Genomic DNA, 19401 nt, shown 5'->3' with positions numbered 1-19401 from the left:
AAAAAAGCCTGATTTAATCAGGCTCAATTTACAATTTTTTAAATAGAATCAGTTCACTTCTTCGGTAGAAGTGCCAAGGTCTGTCACTTTAAATTCTGTTCTTCTATTAACCTGATGCTCTTCTTCTGTTTTAGCAAATTCTACTATAAGTTCTTCTTCGCCATAACCTTGAGCGGTCAATCTTCCTCTTTCTATACCCCTAGATATAATGTATTCTATCGCCGAATCAGCTCTTCTTTGAGATAAACGCAGGTTATACATGTCTGTACCCCTCACATCTGTATGCGACCCTAATTCTATTTTTATTTTAGGATTATCAATTAGAATTTGAACCAGTTTATCTAATTCTACAGCGGCATCTGCTCTAATATCTGCTTTGTTTAAATCATAATAAATATTCTCCAACACAAAGGTTTTACCCACAAAAAGCTTATCCACTATTATTTCGGTGGTAAACGTAGTATCTGTCACGGGTTTTCTTAAAAGTATTTGAGGGATAGTTCTTCCATACATGGTAAAGCCCTCTCTCTTCGTCAAATATTCAGGTTTCTCTACTATAATAAGGTAGTCTGTATCTTCCGATAAACGTATAGGTCCAAAAGCCCCAGCAGCGTCACTCTTTGTCTCGGTATCTAATTCTTCAAAACCTCCACTAATTTTATAAATTGATATTTTGGCATCTGCCACTAGGTTAGCTTCTTTTTCTTTAATAGTTCCTTCTAAGAAGTAGTTCACCGTTTTCATGGCAACTTCATTCTCTCCATTTTCTCCATCAGAATCTCCTTTTAATGGGTCTATATTTTCAGCCAACTCCTCTTTTGGCGGAGCTTGATAAAAATAAATATCATCATCGCCCATTCCTCCTCTCCTATTTGAAGAGAAAAATAGATTGCCGTTTTCATCTGAAGAAAGTCCAAAATCATCCATAGAAGAGTTATAAGGTAATCCCATATTCTCTACCGAAATTTTACCAGACCTTCTTTCTGCCACAAATAAGTCTAATTTACCTAAGCCAGGATGCCCGTCAGAAGCAAAGTACAACTTCCCTTCTTTTGAAACATAAGGAAACATCTCATCACCAGGTGTATTTAGTGCCTTACCCATATTAGCAGGATTCCCAAACCTTCCAGATGCATCCATATTAACTCTATAAAGGTCCATTCCTCCCGAGCCTCCTGCCCTATTTGAAGCGAAATAAAGTGTTTTACCATCACCAGAAAAAGCAGGACATCCATCCCAACTTGCAGAATCCGATGCGGAAACTAAAATAGGCTCTGTCCAGCCGGTGCTTGGTGCCAACCTACTTATATATAGATCTACATCTGGCGAAACGTCTTTTCGTTTTCCAGAATTACTTCTAGCAAAAATTACCGTTTTACCATCAGGCGAAAAAGCAGGTGTTCCTTCGTTTCTTTCAGAATCAAAAATGGCATCACTAAACAAAGATGCTTCTCCAATACTGGTCAAATCAGCATTAACCTTAGCTCCGTAAATCCCTAAGAATGGCAAGCCATTTGAATAAGTTTTTTGTTTCCTAGAAGCAGAAAACACTAGTTTACCTTTATATATAAGGGGGGAAAACTCTGAACCTTCTGTATTTATCTCTTTCAGGTTTCTAAAGTTCAATTCAGCATTCTTCTCTTTAAGGAGGTCAACTATTTGAAGCGTATTAACTTCTCTGTTTGCCCATTCGTTATACGTCTTATTTGAAGTTTTGAGACCAATATACTTCCTGAATTGGGCTAAAGCTAAATCGTATTGCTCATTAGCTTTAAGAGCATAAGCATAATGAAAAACCGCATCTGGGTCATCTACGCCTTTGGCAATAGCCTCTGCATAAAAAGAGATAGACTCAATCCATCTGTTTGAAAGCCTGTATGACTCCGCAATGGTGTAATTAAGTTTAGCCTCTTGTGAGGCGTCAATTTCTTTGACTTTTAATAAATCATTTACTGCCAAATCATAATAACCCTTTTCAAAACTTGCCAAACCTTTTTTATAAGCTTGCAATTGGGCAGATGCCGCAAGGGAAAAAATGGACAAAAATATTAATAACAGGGAGCTTTTTCTCATTCGTAAATCGGCTTCAGCTTAAGGAATTTGCCCTAATTTAAGGCTTATTGTTATAAATAGAAACGTTTTGAATCAACAAGTATTTTATCGTCAAAGAAATGAGCTGTTTCATTTGATTAATTTCTTAAAAACCCTTGTCACTTCACTTCCATTCCCAATCCAGTATCCACCAACCAATCCCCTAATCTATCAGGCCATTTGCTAATAGCATTCAATTCGCTACGATAGCCCATATTAAAGCCATGACCTCCTTCATTATAAAAATGAGCTTCTATGGGTACTCCTGCTTTTCTATAACCTTGCAGTAATTTGAATACAGGTTCAGAACAACACTCATCATCGTTCGCTGCCAAAACAAAGGCAGGAGGTGCATCCGATGGAATAGTTTCTGGAACGCCTAAAGGTCCAGGATAAATACCTATTTGAAAGGTTGGCTTGGCGTTTTGATTATCAATTTCATCTACTTTATTAATCACCGTTTTCCCATCTTCATAGGCCATCCAATGCATCACTTCTCCACCGGCAGAAAAACCCATTACACCTATAAGAGCCTCATGTACTCCATATTCTTTTGCATTTGCCCGAATTAACCGCATAGCCCGCTGAGCATCTTCTTTGGCGTGAACGCCTAATTCATAAGGAGAATCTGGCTCTCTTGCCATTCTGTATTTTAAAACAAAAGCCGTAATACCATATTGATTAAGAAACTTAGCAGCATCAGTGCCTTCGGCATCAATCACCAAAAGCCTATGACCTCCACCCGGAAATATTAGAACCCCTACCCCATTAGCTTTGCCTTTTTCAGGTGCGTATACCGTTATAGTAGGATTATGAACATTTTTAACCCAATATTCTTTCGCTTCTTCTTTTTCATTTTTCAAATGCTCAAACCCCGGAGCACCGTTTTCCCATAAATGAATGACTTTCGGACTTTCTTGAGCTTTGACCAGAATTGGCAGCAATAGGGCGATTAGAACTATTCTTTTGAACATTATAATAAGTAAGGGTTGAATTAAAGATTGACAAACTACGCAAAAAAAACGCAAAGCCTTTTAGTATCCAGAGCAAGCTGAATAACACAAAAGACTTTGCGAAAAATATAAACCTACTCGGCTTCTACTATTAGACGAATACCATCTACTTTCTTAATCAAAACTGTGGCACCTTTCGGAATAGCAATTTCATTAACTGCTTCTGCTATCCAATCAGAGCCTCTGTAAAACACTTTCCCTACACCTTTGGCTGGTATTTCCTTAGATACATTTGCTCTTTCGTTAATCAGCTCGGTATAGCTTTCTCCACTTTTGTTAAAAGCCGATAAAATTTGTTTTCTAAAAACTAAAAGTGAACCCAGAGAAACTACCAAGAAGGCGATTACTTGGGTAATCAAATCATTGGTAAATTCTAGGTAAGTCAACAATGCTGTAACTAGGGCACCCACGCCAAAGAAGACAGCAAAAAATGACACCGAGAAAATCTCAACAATAAGAAAAATCACGCCGAGAATAACCCATATTTCTAAACTTGATAATTCCATATTCCTTTACTTTTTAGGTGTTGTTTCTTTAATTACTGTCATGGCAGAAGCTATCATAGAACCCATATCACCCAAGTTTGCAGGTAAAATCAGAGTATTACCTTCTTTAGCTAGGTTCCCAAACTGCTCAATGTACAGTTCAGCTACCTGTAGCTGTACTGCTTCCATTCCACCTTTTTCGCTTATGGCAGCAGCCACTTTCCTTACAGATTCTGCTGTGGCATCGGCGACAGAAAGAATTGCGGCAGCTTCTCCCTCTGCTCTATTGATTTGTCTTAACTTCTCTGCTTCAGATTCTAAAACTACACGAGCTTTTTGACCTTCGGCGGTATTTATGGCAAACTGCTGCTTTCCTTCAGACTCTAAAATAACAGCACGTTTTTCACGCTCCGCTTGCATCTGTTTTTCCATCGCCATTAACACTGTTTGTGGCGGTGAGATATTCTTGATTTCGTAACGTAATACTTTTACCCCCCAGCTAATGGCCGCTTCATCAATGGCTTGAACCACTGCTTGGTTTATGGCCATTCTTTCCACAAAGGTTTTATCTAAATCAATTTTACCAATTTCAGAACGCATGGTGGTTTGAGCCAACTGTGTTACCGCAAAAACGTAATCATTTACACCGTAAGAAGCTTTATGAGCATCTATTACCTGAAGAAAAATAACACCATCTACTCTAACTTGAACGTTGTCTCGAGTGATACACACCTGCTCATGAATATCATAAGCTTGTTCTTTAAGACCATGCTTATAGGCTACACGATCTACAAAAGGAATTAAAAAATTGATTCCTGGCTGAAGTGTGGCATAATACCTCCCTAAACGTTCGGCAATGTAAGCTCTTTGTTGTGGTACCACTTTAACACCCATCATCACAACCACGATGACCAGAAGAACAACAGCGGATATAATTATCATATATGTATTATAGTTTTGTTTTGACTGTAAGTCTAAATTGACTTAAATCTTATAAGCAAATTAGCTTTATACCCTTGATTTAACAAGGCAATTGGTATAAATAAATCCGTGGTCTGAGGAATGGTGAGAAATCAATGTCAAACGGAAATGCAGACCTAGTTTGTAAGATAAATTGTCTTAAAACAAGTATTAGCATGTCAAAACTCAGCCATATCAAGCATTTCTAAAAAGTATTGATAAAATAAAATTACCTTTGCTTATATTCAGAATATCAAATAATTACAGCAGAGATGTTGCAAAGCAATGGCAAATTTTAGAAAATTCGGTAAATCCGACAATGAGGGTTCTAGAGAAAATAGAACCGACAGACCAAGTCCTCGTCCATCTAACGACAGAGGCGATTCCAACAGAAAATTTAACAGAGACGACAAACCTTCATTCAGTAGAGTGGACAGAAGAGACGATAGACGTGATTCTGGAAGAGGAGATTCTAGACCTTCTTTTAACAGAGATAACGACAGACGTGACTCTGGAAGAGGTGATTCTAGACCTTCTTTTAACAGAGGTAGCGACAGACGTGACTCTGGAAGAGGTGATTCTAGGCCTTCTTATGACAGAGGTAGCGACAGACGTGATTCTGGAAGAGGCGATTCTAGACCTTCCTTTAACAGAGGTAGCGACAGGCGTGATTCTGGAAGAGGCGATTCTAGGCCTCCGTTTAATAGAGATAACGACAGACGTGACTCTGGAAGAGGCGATTCTAGACCTTCTTATGACAGAGGTAGCGACAGACGTGACTCTGGAAGAGGCGATTCTAGACCTTCTTTTAACAGAGACAACGACAGACGTGACTCCGGAAGAGGCGATTCTAGGCCTCCGTTTAACAGAGATAACGACAGACGTGACTCTGGAAGAGGAGATTCTAGGCCTCCGTTTAACAGAGATAACGACAGACGTGACTCTGGAAGAGGAGACTCTAGACCTTCTTATGACAGAGGTGGGGACAGACGCGACGCTGGAAGAGGAGATTCAAGACCTTCGTTTAATAGAGACGATAGAGGAGAGGAAAGACATTTCAGAAAGCCTCCTACAGGTAAGGGAAAGACTGAAAAATCAGGATTTTCGAGAGAAGAAAGACCTAGAAAAGGTAGACCAGAAATAACTGCTTTCAAACCAAACTTGGATAGACAAGTTGGTCCAGAAAGACCGCCTCGTTATGATGCAGCTGCCCTTAAGTCTAAAGCTCCTGAGCGTATCAAAGAAAAGATTATGGAAGATGCCCCTTCTAAGGAGGAGGAAATCAGACTAAATAAATACATAGCTAACGCTGGTCTGTGTAGCAGAAGGGAGGCTGATGAGCTAATAGAATCGGGAACGATTAAGGTAAACGGGAAAGTAGTCACAGAAATGGGCTACAAAGTGAAAGACAGCGATACCATTAAATATGGTAAAGATGTTTTGAACCGTGAAAGAATGATGTATATCCTTCTTAATAAGCCAAAAGACTTCATAACCACAATGGACGACCCTAAAGAGCGTAAAACTGTTATGGACTTAGTGGGGGGAGCCTGTAAAGAAAGAGTTTATCCTGTTGGCAGATTAGATAGAAACACCACTGGTTTATTATTATTGACGAATGATGGAGAGTTAACAGAAAAGCTAACACACCCTACCAACGATATCAAGAAAATTTATCAAGCAGAGCTAGATAAGCCTATTACTACAGAGCATTTTGAAGCTATAAAGGAAGGTATAGAACTGGAAGATGGTTTTGTAAAACCAGACGAACTAGCTTTAGTAACTCCTGACGCTTTTGTGGTAGGAATAGAAATACACTCTGGTAAAAATAGAATTGTAAGAAGAATATTTGAAAACTTCGGATACGAGGTTACAAAATTAGATAGAACGACTTTTGCAGGTTTAACAAAGAAGGATTTGCCTAGAGGGAAATGGCGTTTTCTTAATGAAAAAGAGCTAATTAGATTGAAATATATGATCTAATAGTTTTTTGCTAATCCATTGAAAACCTACTATTTTAGTACAAATAAACCTTAAACCAAATATAGAAATGTTAGACAATTTGAAAAATAAAGCGGGCGACTTAGCTAATAAAGCTAAAGACGCTGCTGCTAAAACTGCAGATGCAGCTACCGATGCCGCTGGAAACGTAGCAAAAGGTGCTGCTGATACTGCTGGAAAAGCCGCAAACGCCGCTACGGATGCTGCGGGAAGTGTAGCAAACGCTGCTACTGATGCTGTGGAAGGCACAGCAAATGCAGCCAAAAATGTAGCTGGTGAAGCCACAGGTGCTGCTACTGCTGCTGCGGGCAAAGCAAAAGGTGCAGTTTCTGGATTAGCAGATGAAGCCGCTGAAGCTACTTCAAAAGCAAAAGCTGCCGCTTCAAAAATGGCAGACGAAGCTTCTGAGAAGTTTGATGATATAAAAGAAGACGCTAGCGAGGCATTTGATGACGCAAAAGCAAAAGCGAAAGAATTAGCTGGAGATGCCGAAGAAGCCGTAAACAAAGCCAAAGAAAAAGTTAAGGATTTTGTAGACAGCGAAAAGGTTCAAAATCTTAAAGCAGAAGCTTCTGAGAAATTTGAAGATATGAAAGATGATGTAGAAGAGGCAACTGCGAAAGCAAAAGCGAAAGCATCTGAATTAGCTGATGAGGCAGAAGAAGCGGTAGAAGAAATTACGAAAAAAGCAAAAGGCTTTTGGAGTAAGCTCTTTGGTAAATAAGAAATACGCAATCATGAAAAAAGCCTCTCCTTTTAAAGGAAGAGGCTTTTTCTTTGCAACAGCTCTAGATATTAATCTAAAACTACTCTACGGCTAATTCCATCTTCTCCCTGGCTCACTATTACAAAATGGGTTCCCTTTACCCCTTTCTTTAAATCGATTTGACCTACAAACTCTCCTTTAAAAGCCTTCGCTTCTTTTTGAGCTATCACTTTACCTTTGGTGTCAATTACTGAAATATTCACATCACCTTCTTGTGGAGCAAAAAACTTCACGTTAATCACATCGGAGTTAGGCTTGTTTGGAAAAACATCTAAAGAACGAATAGGACTATTGCCAACCTCCGCCAATACATTATCAGACCATGCATAAAAACGTGGTAGGTGCTTTTCAATTCTGTAAGGAATTTCCTCACCAAGCATTTTCATGTTATCACCAAAACGCTCCATTTCTATTTCAAAATCATCTTTCCAGTCGTTTCCACCTTTTCTATTTTTCTTATAAATACTTACCTCATTGTCATGCTCACTGTCATAATGTTGCCATACACCGTTTTCATCTTCTAATAGCTCCAGCTCTTCATCTTGCTCTCCCATGAAAACATCTCTATCATCTTCTATCACTACTTTCAGCCTTCTCTTACTGTTAACATCTCCTATAAGAGAGTCTTGAACATTTTCAATCACAGCGTCTCTTTCTGCATCTGTCATGCCTGCTGTGTTAATTTTCCTTACGGTTACTTCTTTTTCGCCGTCTACTATTTTTTCAACACGAATGGTAACCGTTGACGACTCACTTTGAGCGTAAACCATCGAACTCATGAAAGCCAAACAGGCTAGTATTGCTAATTTTTTCATAATGTTAAGTTTTAGTTTTTTATAATTTGTATTGTAGTGCTTTAGCACCTTTAGAACACAAATCTATATTATTCATTTCTTAATTTTTGTTAAAGAAACTTAACGTATCTCTCCTTTGCACTTCAAAAAAATAAAGGTTTAGAGCTTTCGGAAGGATAATTGTAGTGCATAGTCTGAACAATTTTCTATGACTTCATCGTTGTTAAAATATGATACGTAAAATTTGCTTTACCCTTAGTTTTTTATTCATCGTTCAATTCTCTTTTGCGTCAGCTCCTGTCACCTCTCCCGAGAGCGTTGAGGTAGTTGTCAATAAAAAAGGGAAAAGAAAGAAAAACGGTCGATACAAAAAACGTCGTGGTCTTTTCAAAAGAATTTTCAAAGGAAAAAGCGATTGCGACTGTCCTAAACACTAGAAATCAGTTACAATAATGCCCCTTTAAAATTTCTATATGGGGCTAGGTCAATACTTAAATTAGGATGTTTTAAAACATTAAAGAGTTAGCCATAAATAAAGTGAATAAAATCATTTTGTAACTAAGGCTCATTAATTAGCACTTTACAAAGTTCAATTTCTAGGAAAGCATGGTTTATTCAGTTTATATTTAACTTTCCGCAAATAGCTCCTAAATCTTTTTTGTATTTTTCTAATTTCCAAAGTACATTTGACACCCGTTAGGAGATGCCACATTTGTGGGAAATCTTTCATTCAAAACTTAAGCATAAAAACGATTCAATGAGCGTACTTGTCAATAAGGATTCAAAAGTTATAGTACAAGGTTTTACAGGAACAGAGGGAACCTTCCATGCAGGTCAAATGATAGAATATGGCACTAATGTAGTGGGTGGTGTAACCCCAGGCAAAGGTGGTCAGACTCATTTAGACAGACCTGTTTTTAATACTGTAGAAGAGGCCGTTGAAAAGGCTGGAGCTAATGTATCCATCATTTTTGTACCTCCAGGGTTTGCAGCTGATGCTATCATGGAAGCTGCTGATGCGGGTATTAAGGTAATTGTTTGTATCACGGAAGGAATTCCTACTAAAGATATGATTACTGCCAAGTCTTACATCAAAGGCATGGATTGTACATTAATAGGACCTAACTGCCCAGGTGTAATTACACCAGGCGAAGCGAAAGTTGGTATTATGCCAGGTTTTGTATTCAAAAAAGGAAAAATCGGTATTGTATCTAAATCAGGTACTTTAACATATGAAGCTTCTGACCAAATTGTAAAAGCTGGTTTAGGAGTTTCTACAGCGATCGGAATTGGTGGTGACCCTATCATTGGAACATCAACTAAGCAAGCTGTTCAATTATTAATGGAAGACCCTGAAACAGAGGCTATCGTTATGATTGGAGAAATTGGAGGAAACTACGAAGCTGAAGCTTCAAGATGGATTAAAGAGCAAGGCAACCCTAAACCAGTAGTTGGTTTTATTGCTGGTCAAACTGCTCCTAAAGGTAAAAGAATGGGACACGCTGGTGCTATCATTGGTGGTGCAGACGATACTGCAGAAGCTAAAATGAAAATTATGGCAGAATGCGGAATTCACGTTTGTAAGTCTCCTGCCGAAATCGGTGAAGTGATGCTTAAAGCTCTTGGCAAATAAGCCAAACGATTTAAAGTCTTAATGAAGAGATTGTCCTTGCGGACAATCTCTTTTTTTGTGCTCTTTTAAAATTTAAATGAGAATCAAGCACAATTATCTTATATTTGTTTAACTAGAACTATATTTAAGTGAACAATATAAAAGATTCTTTCACCATCAATGACCTCGAGAACATCTCAGGCATTAAGGCACATACCATCCGTATTTGGGAAAAACGCTACGATTTACTCCAACCCGAAAGGCTAAATAGAAACGTCAGGTTATACAACCTTGAGAGCTTACAAAAAATTCTCAATGTTGCTTTGCTCAATAATCATGGAATAAAGATTTCGAAGATTGCTAAACTTTCTGAAGAAGAAATAATCCTAAAGACACGTGAGTTCGTAAATCAGGAGTTCAAAAACGATAAAGCTTTAGTACTCCTAAAACTCTGCATGTACAATTTTGACACCACGCTTTTTAACGAAATTTATGCCGAGCAGTTACAGACCAAGACCTTTAGTGAAATATTTATTAACCTTTATATACCTTTCTTAGAATTTGTAGGTTTAAACTGGCAGACAAACTCCATAAACCCAGCACATGAGCACTTCATAAGCAATTTGATTTATCAAAAGATTCAGGTAAACATTGAAAACCTTGACTGGAATACAGAGAAAGATACGGACGCTACTTATGTGATTTACTTGCCAGAAGAGGAAATGCACGAAATAGGTATTCTATATTTTAATTATGAACTACTACTGCGACATAAGAAAACTATTTACCTCGGTAGAAGTGTGCCTATTTCAGATTTAGTTTCTCTCCAGAATCAGTTCGAAAAAGTAATTTGGATAAGTCAGTTTACTGTATCGCCCAAGTCTGACCAAATAGAGAATTACCTTGAACAAGTTAAAGAACTCTTAATAGGTAACGGAAATGAATACTGGGCTATTAGCTATCGTATGAAAGACCTAAATATTAGTGCAGACCAAAAAACGCTTAAAACATTCACTTCAATTAAAGACGCAATTAAATGTTTATAATTAATTACACTTTGTTTAATTAATTACTACTTTTGTTAAACAATATGAAAAAGACATCAATCATCGGTTCAGGCTTTTCTTCCATTGCGGCAGCATGCTATCTTGCTCAAGCGGGTCACGAAGTACATATATATGAAAAGAACAAAACCATAGGAGGGCGAGCCAGAAGGTACGAAAAAGATGGTTTCACTTTTGACATTGGCCCTACTTGGTACTGGATGCCAGATGTTTTCGAAAAATTCTTTAATGACTTCAATCAGCATCCTAGCGATTTTTACACACTTGAAAAGCTAAATCCAGGATATGAAGTTTACTTTGACAAAAACGACAGTGTAAAAGTCTCCGGTGATATTGAAGAGATTTATCAACTTTTTGAAGAAACAGAAAAAGGAAGTGCAGCTAAGTTAAAAAGCTTTTTAAAGCAGGCTAAAAGAAATTATGAAATAGCTGTGCAAGATTTAGTTTACCGCCCAGGCAATTCCCCATTAGAACTTATCACTTTAGAAAGTGCGACTAGACTACGCTTACTTTTTGTAAGTATCCAATCTCAAATACAGAAAAAGTTTAAAAGTCCTAGGTTAAGAAAGCTGCTCGAATTCCCTGTACTATTTCTTGGAGCTAAACCTAGTAATACTCCAGCCATGTATAATTTCATGAATTATGCAGATTTCGGCCTAGGCACATGGCATCCTAAAGGAGGCATGTACTCCGTCATAGGAGGAATGCAAAAGTTGGCAAAATCATTAGGAGTTACGTTCACTACAGAAGCCAACGTAGATAAGATTTTAGTAAAAGATGGCAAAGTTGAAGGCCTAATGGTGAATGGCGAAAAGATAGAATCTGATTACGTATTATCAGGAGCCGACTATCATCATACAGAAACTTTACTAGATGAAAAGCACAGACAGTACTCTGAAAAATATTGGTCAAAGAAGGTTTTTGCACCTTCTGCCCTATTGTTTTATATCGGTATAAATCACAAACTTGAAAACCTTTCACATCATACTTTATTCTTTGACACAGATTTTGAACCGCACGCTGCGGATATCTATGATAACCCACGCTGGCCAGAAACACCTTTATTTTACGCCAGCTTTCCTTCTATGACTGATGAGGCCTTCGCCCCTGAAGGGAAAGAAGCAGCTACTTTTTTAATCCCACTTGCTCCAGACTTAGAAGATACAGAGGAGCTTCGCCAAAAATATTTGAAATTAATTTTAGAGCGATTAGAATCTCTTACAGGACAAGATATTCAAAATAACATGCTATTTTGTAAGTCATATTGTGTAAATGATTTTAAAGAAGACTATAATTCATATAAAGGAAATGCTTATGGATTAGCCAATATTTTAACTCAGACGGCTTTTTTAAGACCAAAAATCAAGAGTAAAAAAGTGAAAAATTTGATCTTCTCAGGCCAATTAACCGTACCTGGACCAGGAGTTCCTCCTGCTCTTATCTCAGGAAAAATAGCCGCGGAGCAAATACTCCTAAACGTTTAAACTATGAAGCATCTATTTGACGAGCTCTCTTTACAGAGTTCAAAACTTGTTACTAAAAAATATAGCACTTCGTTCTCCTTAGCTGTTGGGCTTTTGTCTCCAACAATAAGACCTGCTATCTATAACATTTATGGTTTTGTTCGTTTGGCAGATGAGATTGTCGATAGTTTTCATGATTATCCTAAAGAAGAATTATTTAACAAGTTTGAAGAGGATTATTACAGTGCCTTAAAGCATGGCATCAGTTTAAATCCAATTCTTAACGCTTTTCAAAAAACAGTAAAGGAATTTGACATTGATGCAGAGCATGTATCTGCATTTATGAGTAGCATGCGAGCGGACCTAGAAAAACAAAAATACGAGACTCGGAAAGAGATTGACACGTACATTTATGGTTCGGCAGATGTAGTTGGGCTTATGTGTTTGAAGGTTTTTGTAAAAGGAGACCATGAAAAATATTTGCTCTTGAAAGACTCTGCCATGCGTTTGGGCTCCGCCTTCCAAAAGGTAAATTTCTTAAGAGATTTAAAAGACGATTATGAAATTCTTAATCGTTCTTATTTCCCAAACATTGATTTAAGAAATATTACGCAAGGGCAAAAAGAAGAGATTGTAAGGGAGATAAAAAATGATTTTGAAGAAGCATATAAGGGTATAGTAAAACTACCATTAGAAGCTAGAATGGGGGTATATGTAGCATATAGGTATTACAATCGTCTGCTGCATAAGTTAGAACAAACTCCTTCTGAAAATATCATGAATGAGCGTATTAGGGTTTCTGACTTAAGAAAACTAGCTATTTTGGGAGATTGCTATATACGCTTCAGACTAAACAGATATTAAAATGAAAGCTTTCTTATTATTACTATCACTTTACGCTTTCCCTCTAAACGATGTAAAAAGTTTGTTAAATGACTTTCACCGCATTAATTCAGAAACAGAGGAAAAAGCTTTTATAAAAAAGTACGGCGTAGAAAACTCCGCTACTTATCAAGCTTATGTGTGCTCTATGGAAATGAAGCAAGCTGAGCATGCCTTTAGTCCTATTAAAAAGCTAAGTATTTTTAACGACAGCAAAGACAAACTAGAGAAGCTAATAAGTAAAAATCCAGAAAATATTCATCTCAGATATATTAGATATTTAGTACAGTCCAATGCTCCATCTTTTCTAGCTTACAACGATAACTTGGAAGTAGACAGAAAGATGTTGAAAGAGTATATTAAGTCAAATTCTTCTGACGACACTCTGAGTAAATACATTAAGATAAAATGCTCCTTATGATTTTTGCATTAACCACATTAGTAACTTTTTTAATAATGGAAGGTGTCACTTGGTGCACTCACCGTTTTATTATGCATGGCCTGTTATGGGTTTTACATGAAGACCACCATCAACCGCATGATGGTTTTTTTGAAAAAAATGACCTCTTTTTTGTCATATTCGCTATGCCTAGTATTGCCTTATTCTATTTCGGTGTAGAAGGAGGTCTTAATATCCTCTTTTTCATTGGTCTTGGAATTATGCTTTACGGATTAGCTTACTTTTTAGTTCACGATGTATTAATACACCGTCGCTTTAAGTGGTTTGACAAAACCACGAATCCATATCTTAGGGGATTAAGAAAAGCTCATAAAATGCACCACAAGCATCTTGGTAAAGAGCATGGTGAGTGTTTCGGAATGTTATACGTACCTCTTAAATATTTTAAAGTACATCAATCAGCATGACCTGGCTATACTTCCTACTTAATATTGGGTCTTTGAGTATTCCTTTTCTATATTCCTTTCACCCTAAGATGAACTTCATCAGACACTGGAAGGCAATATTTATATCGTCTTTTATTATAGCCGTCATATTTATAGTATGGGATGTAATTTTCACAAGAAATGGTGTCTGGGGTTTTAATGAAAAATACCATTTGGGTATTGAGTTCTGGAGTCTTCCATTTGAAGAAATACTATTTTTCTTTTGTATTCCTTATGCTAGTATTTTCATCCATTACTCTTTAGAATATTTTGTTCCTAAAATAAGGCTGCGTCTGAGTTTGGTCAAAACCATCACTATCCTCCTCGCCATATTAGCATTAGTGCTAAGCATTCAGTTTTCAGATAGGGCTTATACTTTTGTCAATTTCACCTTCTTCTTGTTGGTATTAATTATTTCATGGTTTACAAACTTGGAGCTTTTAAGAAGGTTTTATATTTCTTTCCTCATTATTCTCATTCCTTTTTTCATTGTCAATGGAATACTAACGGGAAGCTTTATAGAGGAACCAGTAGTGTGGTATAACAATGCAGAAAACTTAGGAATACGCCTTTTTACTATTCCTGTGGAAGACACTGCCTATGCTTTCAGTATGATTTTTTCTAACCTAATGCTCATGAAGTATTTTCATCCAAAAATCTCAAAATGATAACATTTAAAAGCCATTCTGGAATACATACTTTAAAAGCTGAGCAAATATTACCTATCTCTCTTGAAGAGGCTTGGTCATTTTTCAGTTCTCCGCTTAACCTTCCACGAATTACACCTTCAGACATGAGTTTTAAGGTAACTTCGGAAGTTGACAAAAAAGCTTATCCAGGTCAAATAATAAGTTATAAAGTGGGTATACTTCCTGGTGTTAGAGTCAATTGGGTTACTGAAATAACTGCAGTAGAAAGACTAAGTCATTTTATAGACGAGCAACGTTTTGGTCCTTACACCATGTGGCATCACGAGCATTTTTTTGAGGCATTGCCAGATGGTAAGACTTTAGCTATCGACAAAGTGTCTTACAAGATACCCTTGGGTCCTATCGGCAATCTGATGAATATTCTTTTTATTAAAAGTAAACTAAAACACATTTTTAGTTTCCGAGCAAAAAAGCTAAACGAGCTATTCCCAAATGACTGAACCTATAAACATTTTCTGGTTTAGACGAGATTTAAGAATTGAAGATAATCATGCTCTTTATCAAGCTTTAAAAAGTGGCAAAACACTTCCTATATTTATTTTTGATATTGGTATTATTGAAGAACTAAAAAAAGATGATGCCAGAGTAAGTTTCATTTATCAAACATTAAAAGAACTTCATACGCTATTTCAAGGAACGCTTAAAACATATATAGGTAAGCCAATTGAAGTCTGGACGCAAATTTTAGCTGAGTTAAATGTAGAAAACGTTTTTCTTAATAAAGATTACGAACCATATGCATTAGAAAGAGATAAACTAGTTTCTGAGCTATTAAAAAGCAAAGGAATTACTACCCATCAATTTAAAGACCAAGTAGTTTTTGAGAAAGACGAGGTGGTAAAAGATAATGGTGAACCTTATACCGTTTACACGCCATTTAAAAACAAATGGCTGAGTCAGTTTACTGACAATTTGATACAAGCACACCCAAGTGAAGAAAACCTATCAAACCTTTCATCTCTGAAGTTTGACTTTCCTAACATAGAAAATATTGGTTTTAATAAATCCAGTATTCAGGTTCCTGAATATACTTTTGACAACCTTGAGAACTATGAAGATGTAAGAAATATTCCTGCCTTAGGGCAAACCTCCTACCTCAGCACGCACCTAAGATTTGGAACAGTTTCCGTACGGAAAGCGGTAAAATTGGCCAGAGAAACCAACCAGACGCTCCTAAGTGAGTTAATATGGCGAGAGTTTTTTATGCAAATCCTCTTTCATTTTCCTCATGTGGTTACTCAGAGCTTTAAGCCAAAATATGATAATATCAAATGGCGAACATCTGAAAAAGATTTCAACAAATGGTGTAATGGAGAAACGGGCTACCCAATAGTAGATGCTGGCATGCGAGAGCTAAACCAAACTGGACTGATGCATAACCGAGTCAGAATGGTTACTGCTAGTTTTCTATGCAAACACCTTTTAATAAACTGGCGAGAAGGTGAAGCATACTTTGCCGAAAAACTCTTAGATTATGACCTATCCGCAAATAACGGAAACTGGCAATGGGTGGCTGGTACTGGATGTGACTCGGCACCATATTTCCGAATCTTTAATCCTACCTCACAACAACAAAAATTTGACCCGAAAGCTGAATATATTAGAAGATGGGTTAGCAATTTTGATGATCTGACTTACCCTGCCCCTATGGTAGAGCACAAGTTTGCCAGAAAAAGATGTCTAGAACTCTATAAGCGTTCTTTATCTTAATTTTTATAAATTGCGGCATGCACTTCGATGAAATAAATTGTACTATTTAGTCATTTTTTTGACTAATTATTTTACATATTTAAGTCTGTAATCCATTTCATTGCATCCTAGGTGTATTTAGAAACATTTTTACACTCTTAAAATATTTTAAAATAGCAAGCTTGATTATAAAAATATATTCAAAACTGTCAGATTTTTTCTGTGTCTTGGCAAAGACTCTATTAAATAAAATGAAGCTGACCTCTGGTGGTATTTTTCTTAAAATGATACTGCCTTTGCTTGCTATTTGTTACTCCACAGCTTTTTCTCAGCAGTATGGTTTAGGTTTTCATGGCAATGAAAAGAACAGCGATCTAAGAACATCACTGATTCTTGGTGATAAGAAAAATATAAGTAGTAATAATGACTTTGAAATAGACTTTAAAGTCAAAACTGATTCCCACGACAACAATTTTTATGGTTATATTTTCAGATTAATAGACGCTGACGACAATAACATTGACCTAATTTTCAGAAGTAGCACTTTTCAATTAATTATTGACCAGCAAAACTTTGATTTAAGTGACAAATCTAAAATACCAATCGAAACTGAAAAATGGAATAACCTTAAATTAAAGGTAGACCTCATTAGCTCAGAAGTATGTTTCTATGTAAATGAAGTTCTTTTAGTAAAGACAAAAAGTACCTCAAAATTAGCAAACGATTTCACTCTCTATTTTGGTCAAAGTCATCATCCCGGATTTAGCTATAAAGATGTGGCGGCCATGACCGTAAAAGACATTAAGATAAGTTCTGAAGGAAAACTAAGGCATCATTGGCCACTAGACCAAGTATCAGGGAGCCTTACTACTGATAAAAAAGGAAACCTAAATGGGAAGGTGCTTAATCCGAAATGGGTCAGAAGAAAAAACTTTACGTGGGAGCTAGTCTTAGATAGGGATTTTGATGGTATTATAACCACCTCTTATAACAGCTCTGAAAATAAGCTACACTTATTCTCAGCGTTTAATCACTTTTTATATAACCTTGAAGAAAGTAGCTCCAACATAGAAACCTATAAAGGTGAAATACCAAAAATTACCTTCGGCGATACTGGTATTAGCCTAAAAGATAAGAATGGCTTTGTACGAGTAAACAAGCATCAACTCTTTATTTATAATACTCAAGAAAGAAATTTCTTACCTAAAGTTCCTGAGCCGGATACCCTTACAGAATACTGGCATCACAACACTTATATATTTCCAGAAGACACGGCTATTGCAACCATTGGTGGTTATGGCATGTTTAAATATAAAAACTCTTTTCAGAAATATTCATTACAAACTGGCATATGGGAAGACCTGAATATGAAAGGAGATATTCCCGCACCAAGATATTTAGCTGGTTTTGGGAATTCTAAGGGTGCCTCCACATCCTATTACATTGGTGGTTATGGCTCTGATTCTGGAGACCAACTAATTACTCCAAAAAACTACTATGATTTCTATAAAATTGATTGGTTAAATAATTCTGTATCAAAAGTTTACACACTTCCTGAACCTAGCGAACCTTTTGTTTTTGCTAATAACTTAATTCTTCAAGAATCTAAAGAACGTTTTCTTGGCATCATTTTCAATCAATTAAAGCATAATTCAGAACTTCAACTTGTACAAGGTTCTTTACTAAAACCTGAGTTAATAGAAATTGGAGAAAAACTACCTTTCCTTTTTAATGATGTTCGTAGCACGGTAAACCTCTTTTATAACGAGATTGACAAAAAGCTTTTTCTGGTATTAACTCTTCATGATATCAACCTTAATAGCACCAATGTTAAAGTTTACCAAATAAGTGCTCCTGAAGAAACTGAGGCAGAAAGCCCTTTCGCATACATATACCTCATCCCTATTTTCATTATTGGCCTTTTGATTTTTCTAAGAATATACTTCAGAAGAAGGAATAAAGTAATCCCGACTTTAGCAGCCACACCAAGTGGAAGTATAGATAAAGAGCCAATTAAACAAAAGGAGTTACTTATTTCAGAACAGAAGAGTTCTGTCATCCTTTTTGGTGAGTTTCAAATTATAAACCAAAACGGAAAAGATTTAACAAGAGCTTTAAGCCCTTTACTCAAAGAAATATTTGTCTACATTCTAATGCACAGCCTTAGGTGGAATAAAGGTGTTAGCACGTCCAAACTTGATGAAATGTTTTGGTATGATAAAAGCAAGGCCAGTGCCAGAAACAACCGAGCTGTTAATATTCGTAAACTAAAAAGCGTTCTGGAGGAAGTAGACGGAGTGTCGCTTATTAAGAAAACGGGGAATTTAGAAATCGAATATGATGAGAGCTTAGCCTGTATAGATTATGCCAAGTTTTTAAAAATTGCTCTTTTTGAATCTGAAAACACGAAAGACCAAATAGACCAATTATCAAAAATAGTTCAAAGAGGAACACTCCTGCCTAATCAAGATTTTGAATGGCTAGATAGCTTTAAAAGTGAAACATCCAATAAAATAATTGATAAGTATTTGCTCTATGCTGAAACCTTATCACTGACAAAGGATAACGCTAAAGAGCATATAGAGATAGCTAACAACATTTTCCTTTTTGACCCACTTGATGAAATTGCAATGAGTATGAAATGCAGAGCTCAGCATATACTCGGAAAGCACACACTAGCAAAAGAGACCTACGAAAAATTTATAATTAATTACGAGAGTCTTTTCAACGAAAAATTCGGTAAAACCTATCAAGAAATACTTGAAGAGTAGGCCTGCATTTACCTCATTACAGTTAAATATCAACCTTGCTATTTAAGGTCTTTCGGTGCCTTTATGACCATTAATTACACTTTCCAAGAATGACACAAGTTTAGATTCTGGAGACCAAAACTGTTTTAACATATCATTTCTCAGTATATAGTAATTGTTAGACATTATTATATTTTTCTGCAAAATCTAGCAACTGTTAAGCTTTTGTTAAGCTT

18 protein-coding genes are annotated in these 19401 nt (G+C 36.5%); 12 read left to right on the top strand and 6 right to left on the bottom strand.

From position 1 onward, the window contains the following. Positions 1 to 48: 48 nt before the first annotated feature. From AC0L6O_RS07445 to AC0L6O_RS07430, 4 genes are all read right to left on the bottom strand, one after another. The gene (locus tag AC0L6O_RS07445) at positions 49 to 2073 is read right to left on the bottom strand and encodes a CHU_0125 family OmpA-like outer membrane integrity protein (protein ID WP_473307501.1); all 2025 of its coding nucleotides are present in this window, start codon (positions 2071 to 2073) and stop codon (positions 49 to 51) included. A gap of 137 nt (positions 2074 to 2210) precedes the next feature. Next, positions 2211 to 3065 (bottom strand): alpha/beta hydrolase, encoded by an 855-nt coding sequence (locus tag AC0L6O_RS07440; RefSeq protein ID WP_473307500.1) that lies wholly within the window; start codon positions 3063 to 3065, stop codon positions 2211 to 2213. A gap of 113 nt (positions 3066 to 3178) precedes the next feature. Then, entirely contained in the window at positions 3179 to 3610 is a 432-nt protein-coding gene (locus AC0L6O_RS07435; protein ID WP_473307498.1) for an NfeD family protein, read from the bottom strand. 6 nt (positions 3611 to 3616) lie between these two features. Then, on the bottom strand, positions 3617 to 4531 hold the full coding sequence (locus tag AC0L6O_RS07430) for an SPFH domain-containing protein (RefSeq protein WP_473307496.1): 915 nt from the start codon (positions 4529 to 4531) through the stop codon (positions 3617 to 3619). A 303-nt stretch (positions 4532 to 4834) separates the two neighbouring features. Here AC0L6O_RS07430 and AC0L6O_RS07425 point away from each other — a divergent pair, with 303 nt between their 5' ends. Both AC0L6O_RS07425 and AC0L6O_RS07420 read left to right on the top strand, forming a co-directional pair. Further along, positions 4835 to 6532 carry a pseudouridine synthase gene (locus AC0L6O_RS07425; RefSeq protein ID WP_473307495.1) on the top strand — a complete coding sequence of 566 codons (1698 nt, stop codon included), beginning with the start codon at positions 4835 to 4837 and terminating at the stop codon, positions 6530 to 6532. Positions 6533 to 6599: 67 nt separating this feature from the next. After that, positions 6600 to 7274 (top strand): hypothetical protein, encoded by a 675-nt coding sequence (locus AC0L6O_RS07420; protein WP_473307493.1) that lies wholly within the window; start codon positions 6600 to 6602, stop codon positions 7272 to 7274. Between the two features lie 71 nt (positions 7275 to 7345). On the opposite strand, the gene AC0L6O_RS07415 is transcribed toward AC0L6O_RS07420, so the two are convergent. After that, positions 7346 to 8131: a T9SS type A sorting domain-containing protein gene (locus AC0L6O_RS07415; protein ID WP_473307491.1), complete on the bottom strand. Its 786-nt coding sequence runs from the start codon at positions 8129 to 8131 to the stop codon at positions 7346 to 7348. Between the two features lie 736 nt (positions 8132 to 8867). Here AC0L6O_RS07415 and sucD point away from each other — a divergent pair. The 10 genes from sucD (at position 8868) to AC0L6O_RS07365 (ending at position 19186) form a co-directional block, all read left to right on the top strand. Next, entirely contained in the window at positions 8868 to 9743 is an 876-nt protein-coding gene (gene sucD / locus AC0L6O_RS07410; protein WP_341227195.1) for a succinate--CoA ligase subunit alpha, read from the top strand. Between the two features lie 128 nt (positions 9744 to 9871). After that, a complete protein-coding gene (locus AC0L6O_RS07405; protein WP_473307490.1) occupies positions 9872 to 10768 on the top strand; it encodes a MerR family transcriptional regulator in 897 nt (298 codons plus the stop codon). A gap of 44 nt (positions 10769 to 10812) precedes the next feature. Beyond that, complete coding sequence (locus tag AC0L6O_RS07400; RefSeq protein ID WP_473307489.1) at positions 10813 to 12270, top strand: phytoene desaturase family protein; 1458 nt, start codon at positions 10813 to 10815, stop codon at positions 12268 to 12270. 3 nt (positions 12271 to 12273) lie between these two features. Continuing rightward, positions 12274 to 13113 carry a phytoene/squalene synthase family protein gene (locus AC0L6O_RS07395; protein ID WP_473307488.1) on the top strand — a complete coding sequence of 280 codons (840 nt, stop codon included), beginning with the start codon at positions 12274 to 12276 and terminating at the stop codon, positions 13111 to 13113. 1 nt (position 13114) lies between these two features. Then, positions 13115 to 13552, top strand: coding sequence for a hypothetical protein (locus AC0L6O_RS07390; RefSeq protein WP_473307486.1), 438 nt, complete (start codon positions 13115 to 13117; stop codon positions 13550 to 13552). Continuing rightward, positions 13549 to 13998, top strand: a complete 450-nt coding sequence (locus tag AC0L6O_RS07385; RefSeq protein ID WP_473307484.1) for a sterol desaturase family protein — start codon at positions 13549 to 13551, stop codon at positions 13996 to 13998. Before AC0L6O_RS07390 ends, AC0L6O_RS07385 begins: the two co-directional genes overlap by 4 nt. After that, entirely contained in the window at positions 13995 to 14684 is a 690-nt protein-coding gene (locus tag AC0L6O_RS07380) for a lycopene cyclase domain-containing protein (protein ID WP_473307483.1), read from the top strand. Before AC0L6O_RS07385 ends, AC0L6O_RS07380 begins: the two co-directional genes overlap by 4 nt. Beyond that, a complete protein-coding gene (locus tag AC0L6O_RS07375; protein WP_473307481.1) occupies positions 14681 to 15166 on the top strand; it encodes an SRPBCC family protein in 486 nt (161 codons plus the stop codon). The genes AC0L6O_RS07380 and AC0L6O_RS07375 overlap by 4 nt, the downstream gene beginning before the upstream one ends. Next, positions 15159 to 16436: a cryptochrome/photolyase family protein gene (locus AC0L6O_RS07370; RefSeq protein ID WP_473307479.1), complete on the top strand. Its 1278-nt coding sequence runs from the start codon at positions 15159 to 15161 to the stop codon at positions 16434 to 16436. Before AC0L6O_RS07375 ends, AC0L6O_RS07370 begins: the two co-directional genes overlap by 8 nt. A 230-nt stretch (positions 16437 to 16666) precedes the next feature. Beyond that, the gene (locus tag AC0L6O_RS07365) at positions 16667 to 19186 is read left to right on the top strand and encodes a hypothetical protein (protein ID WP_473307477.1); all 2520 of its coding nucleotides are present in this window, start codon (positions 16667 to 16669) and stop codon (positions 19184 to 19186) included. 42 nt (positions 19187 to 19228) lie between these two features. Here AC0L6O_RS07365 and AC0L6O_RS07360 read toward each other — a convergent pair whose 3' ends face one another. Beyond that, positions 19229 to 19351, bottom strand: coding sequence for a hypothetical protein (locus AC0L6O_RS07360; protein ID WP_473307475.1), 123 nt, complete (start codon positions 19349 to 19351; stop codon positions 19229 to 19231). Positions 19352 to 19401 lie beyond the last annotated feature (50 nt).

The sequence above is a fragment of the Arcticibacterium sp. GJ41-1 genome (genome assembly GCF_055808875.1).
Note: the sequence above shows the minus strand (reverse complement) of the source record. Positions and strands in the feature narration are given on the sequence as shown.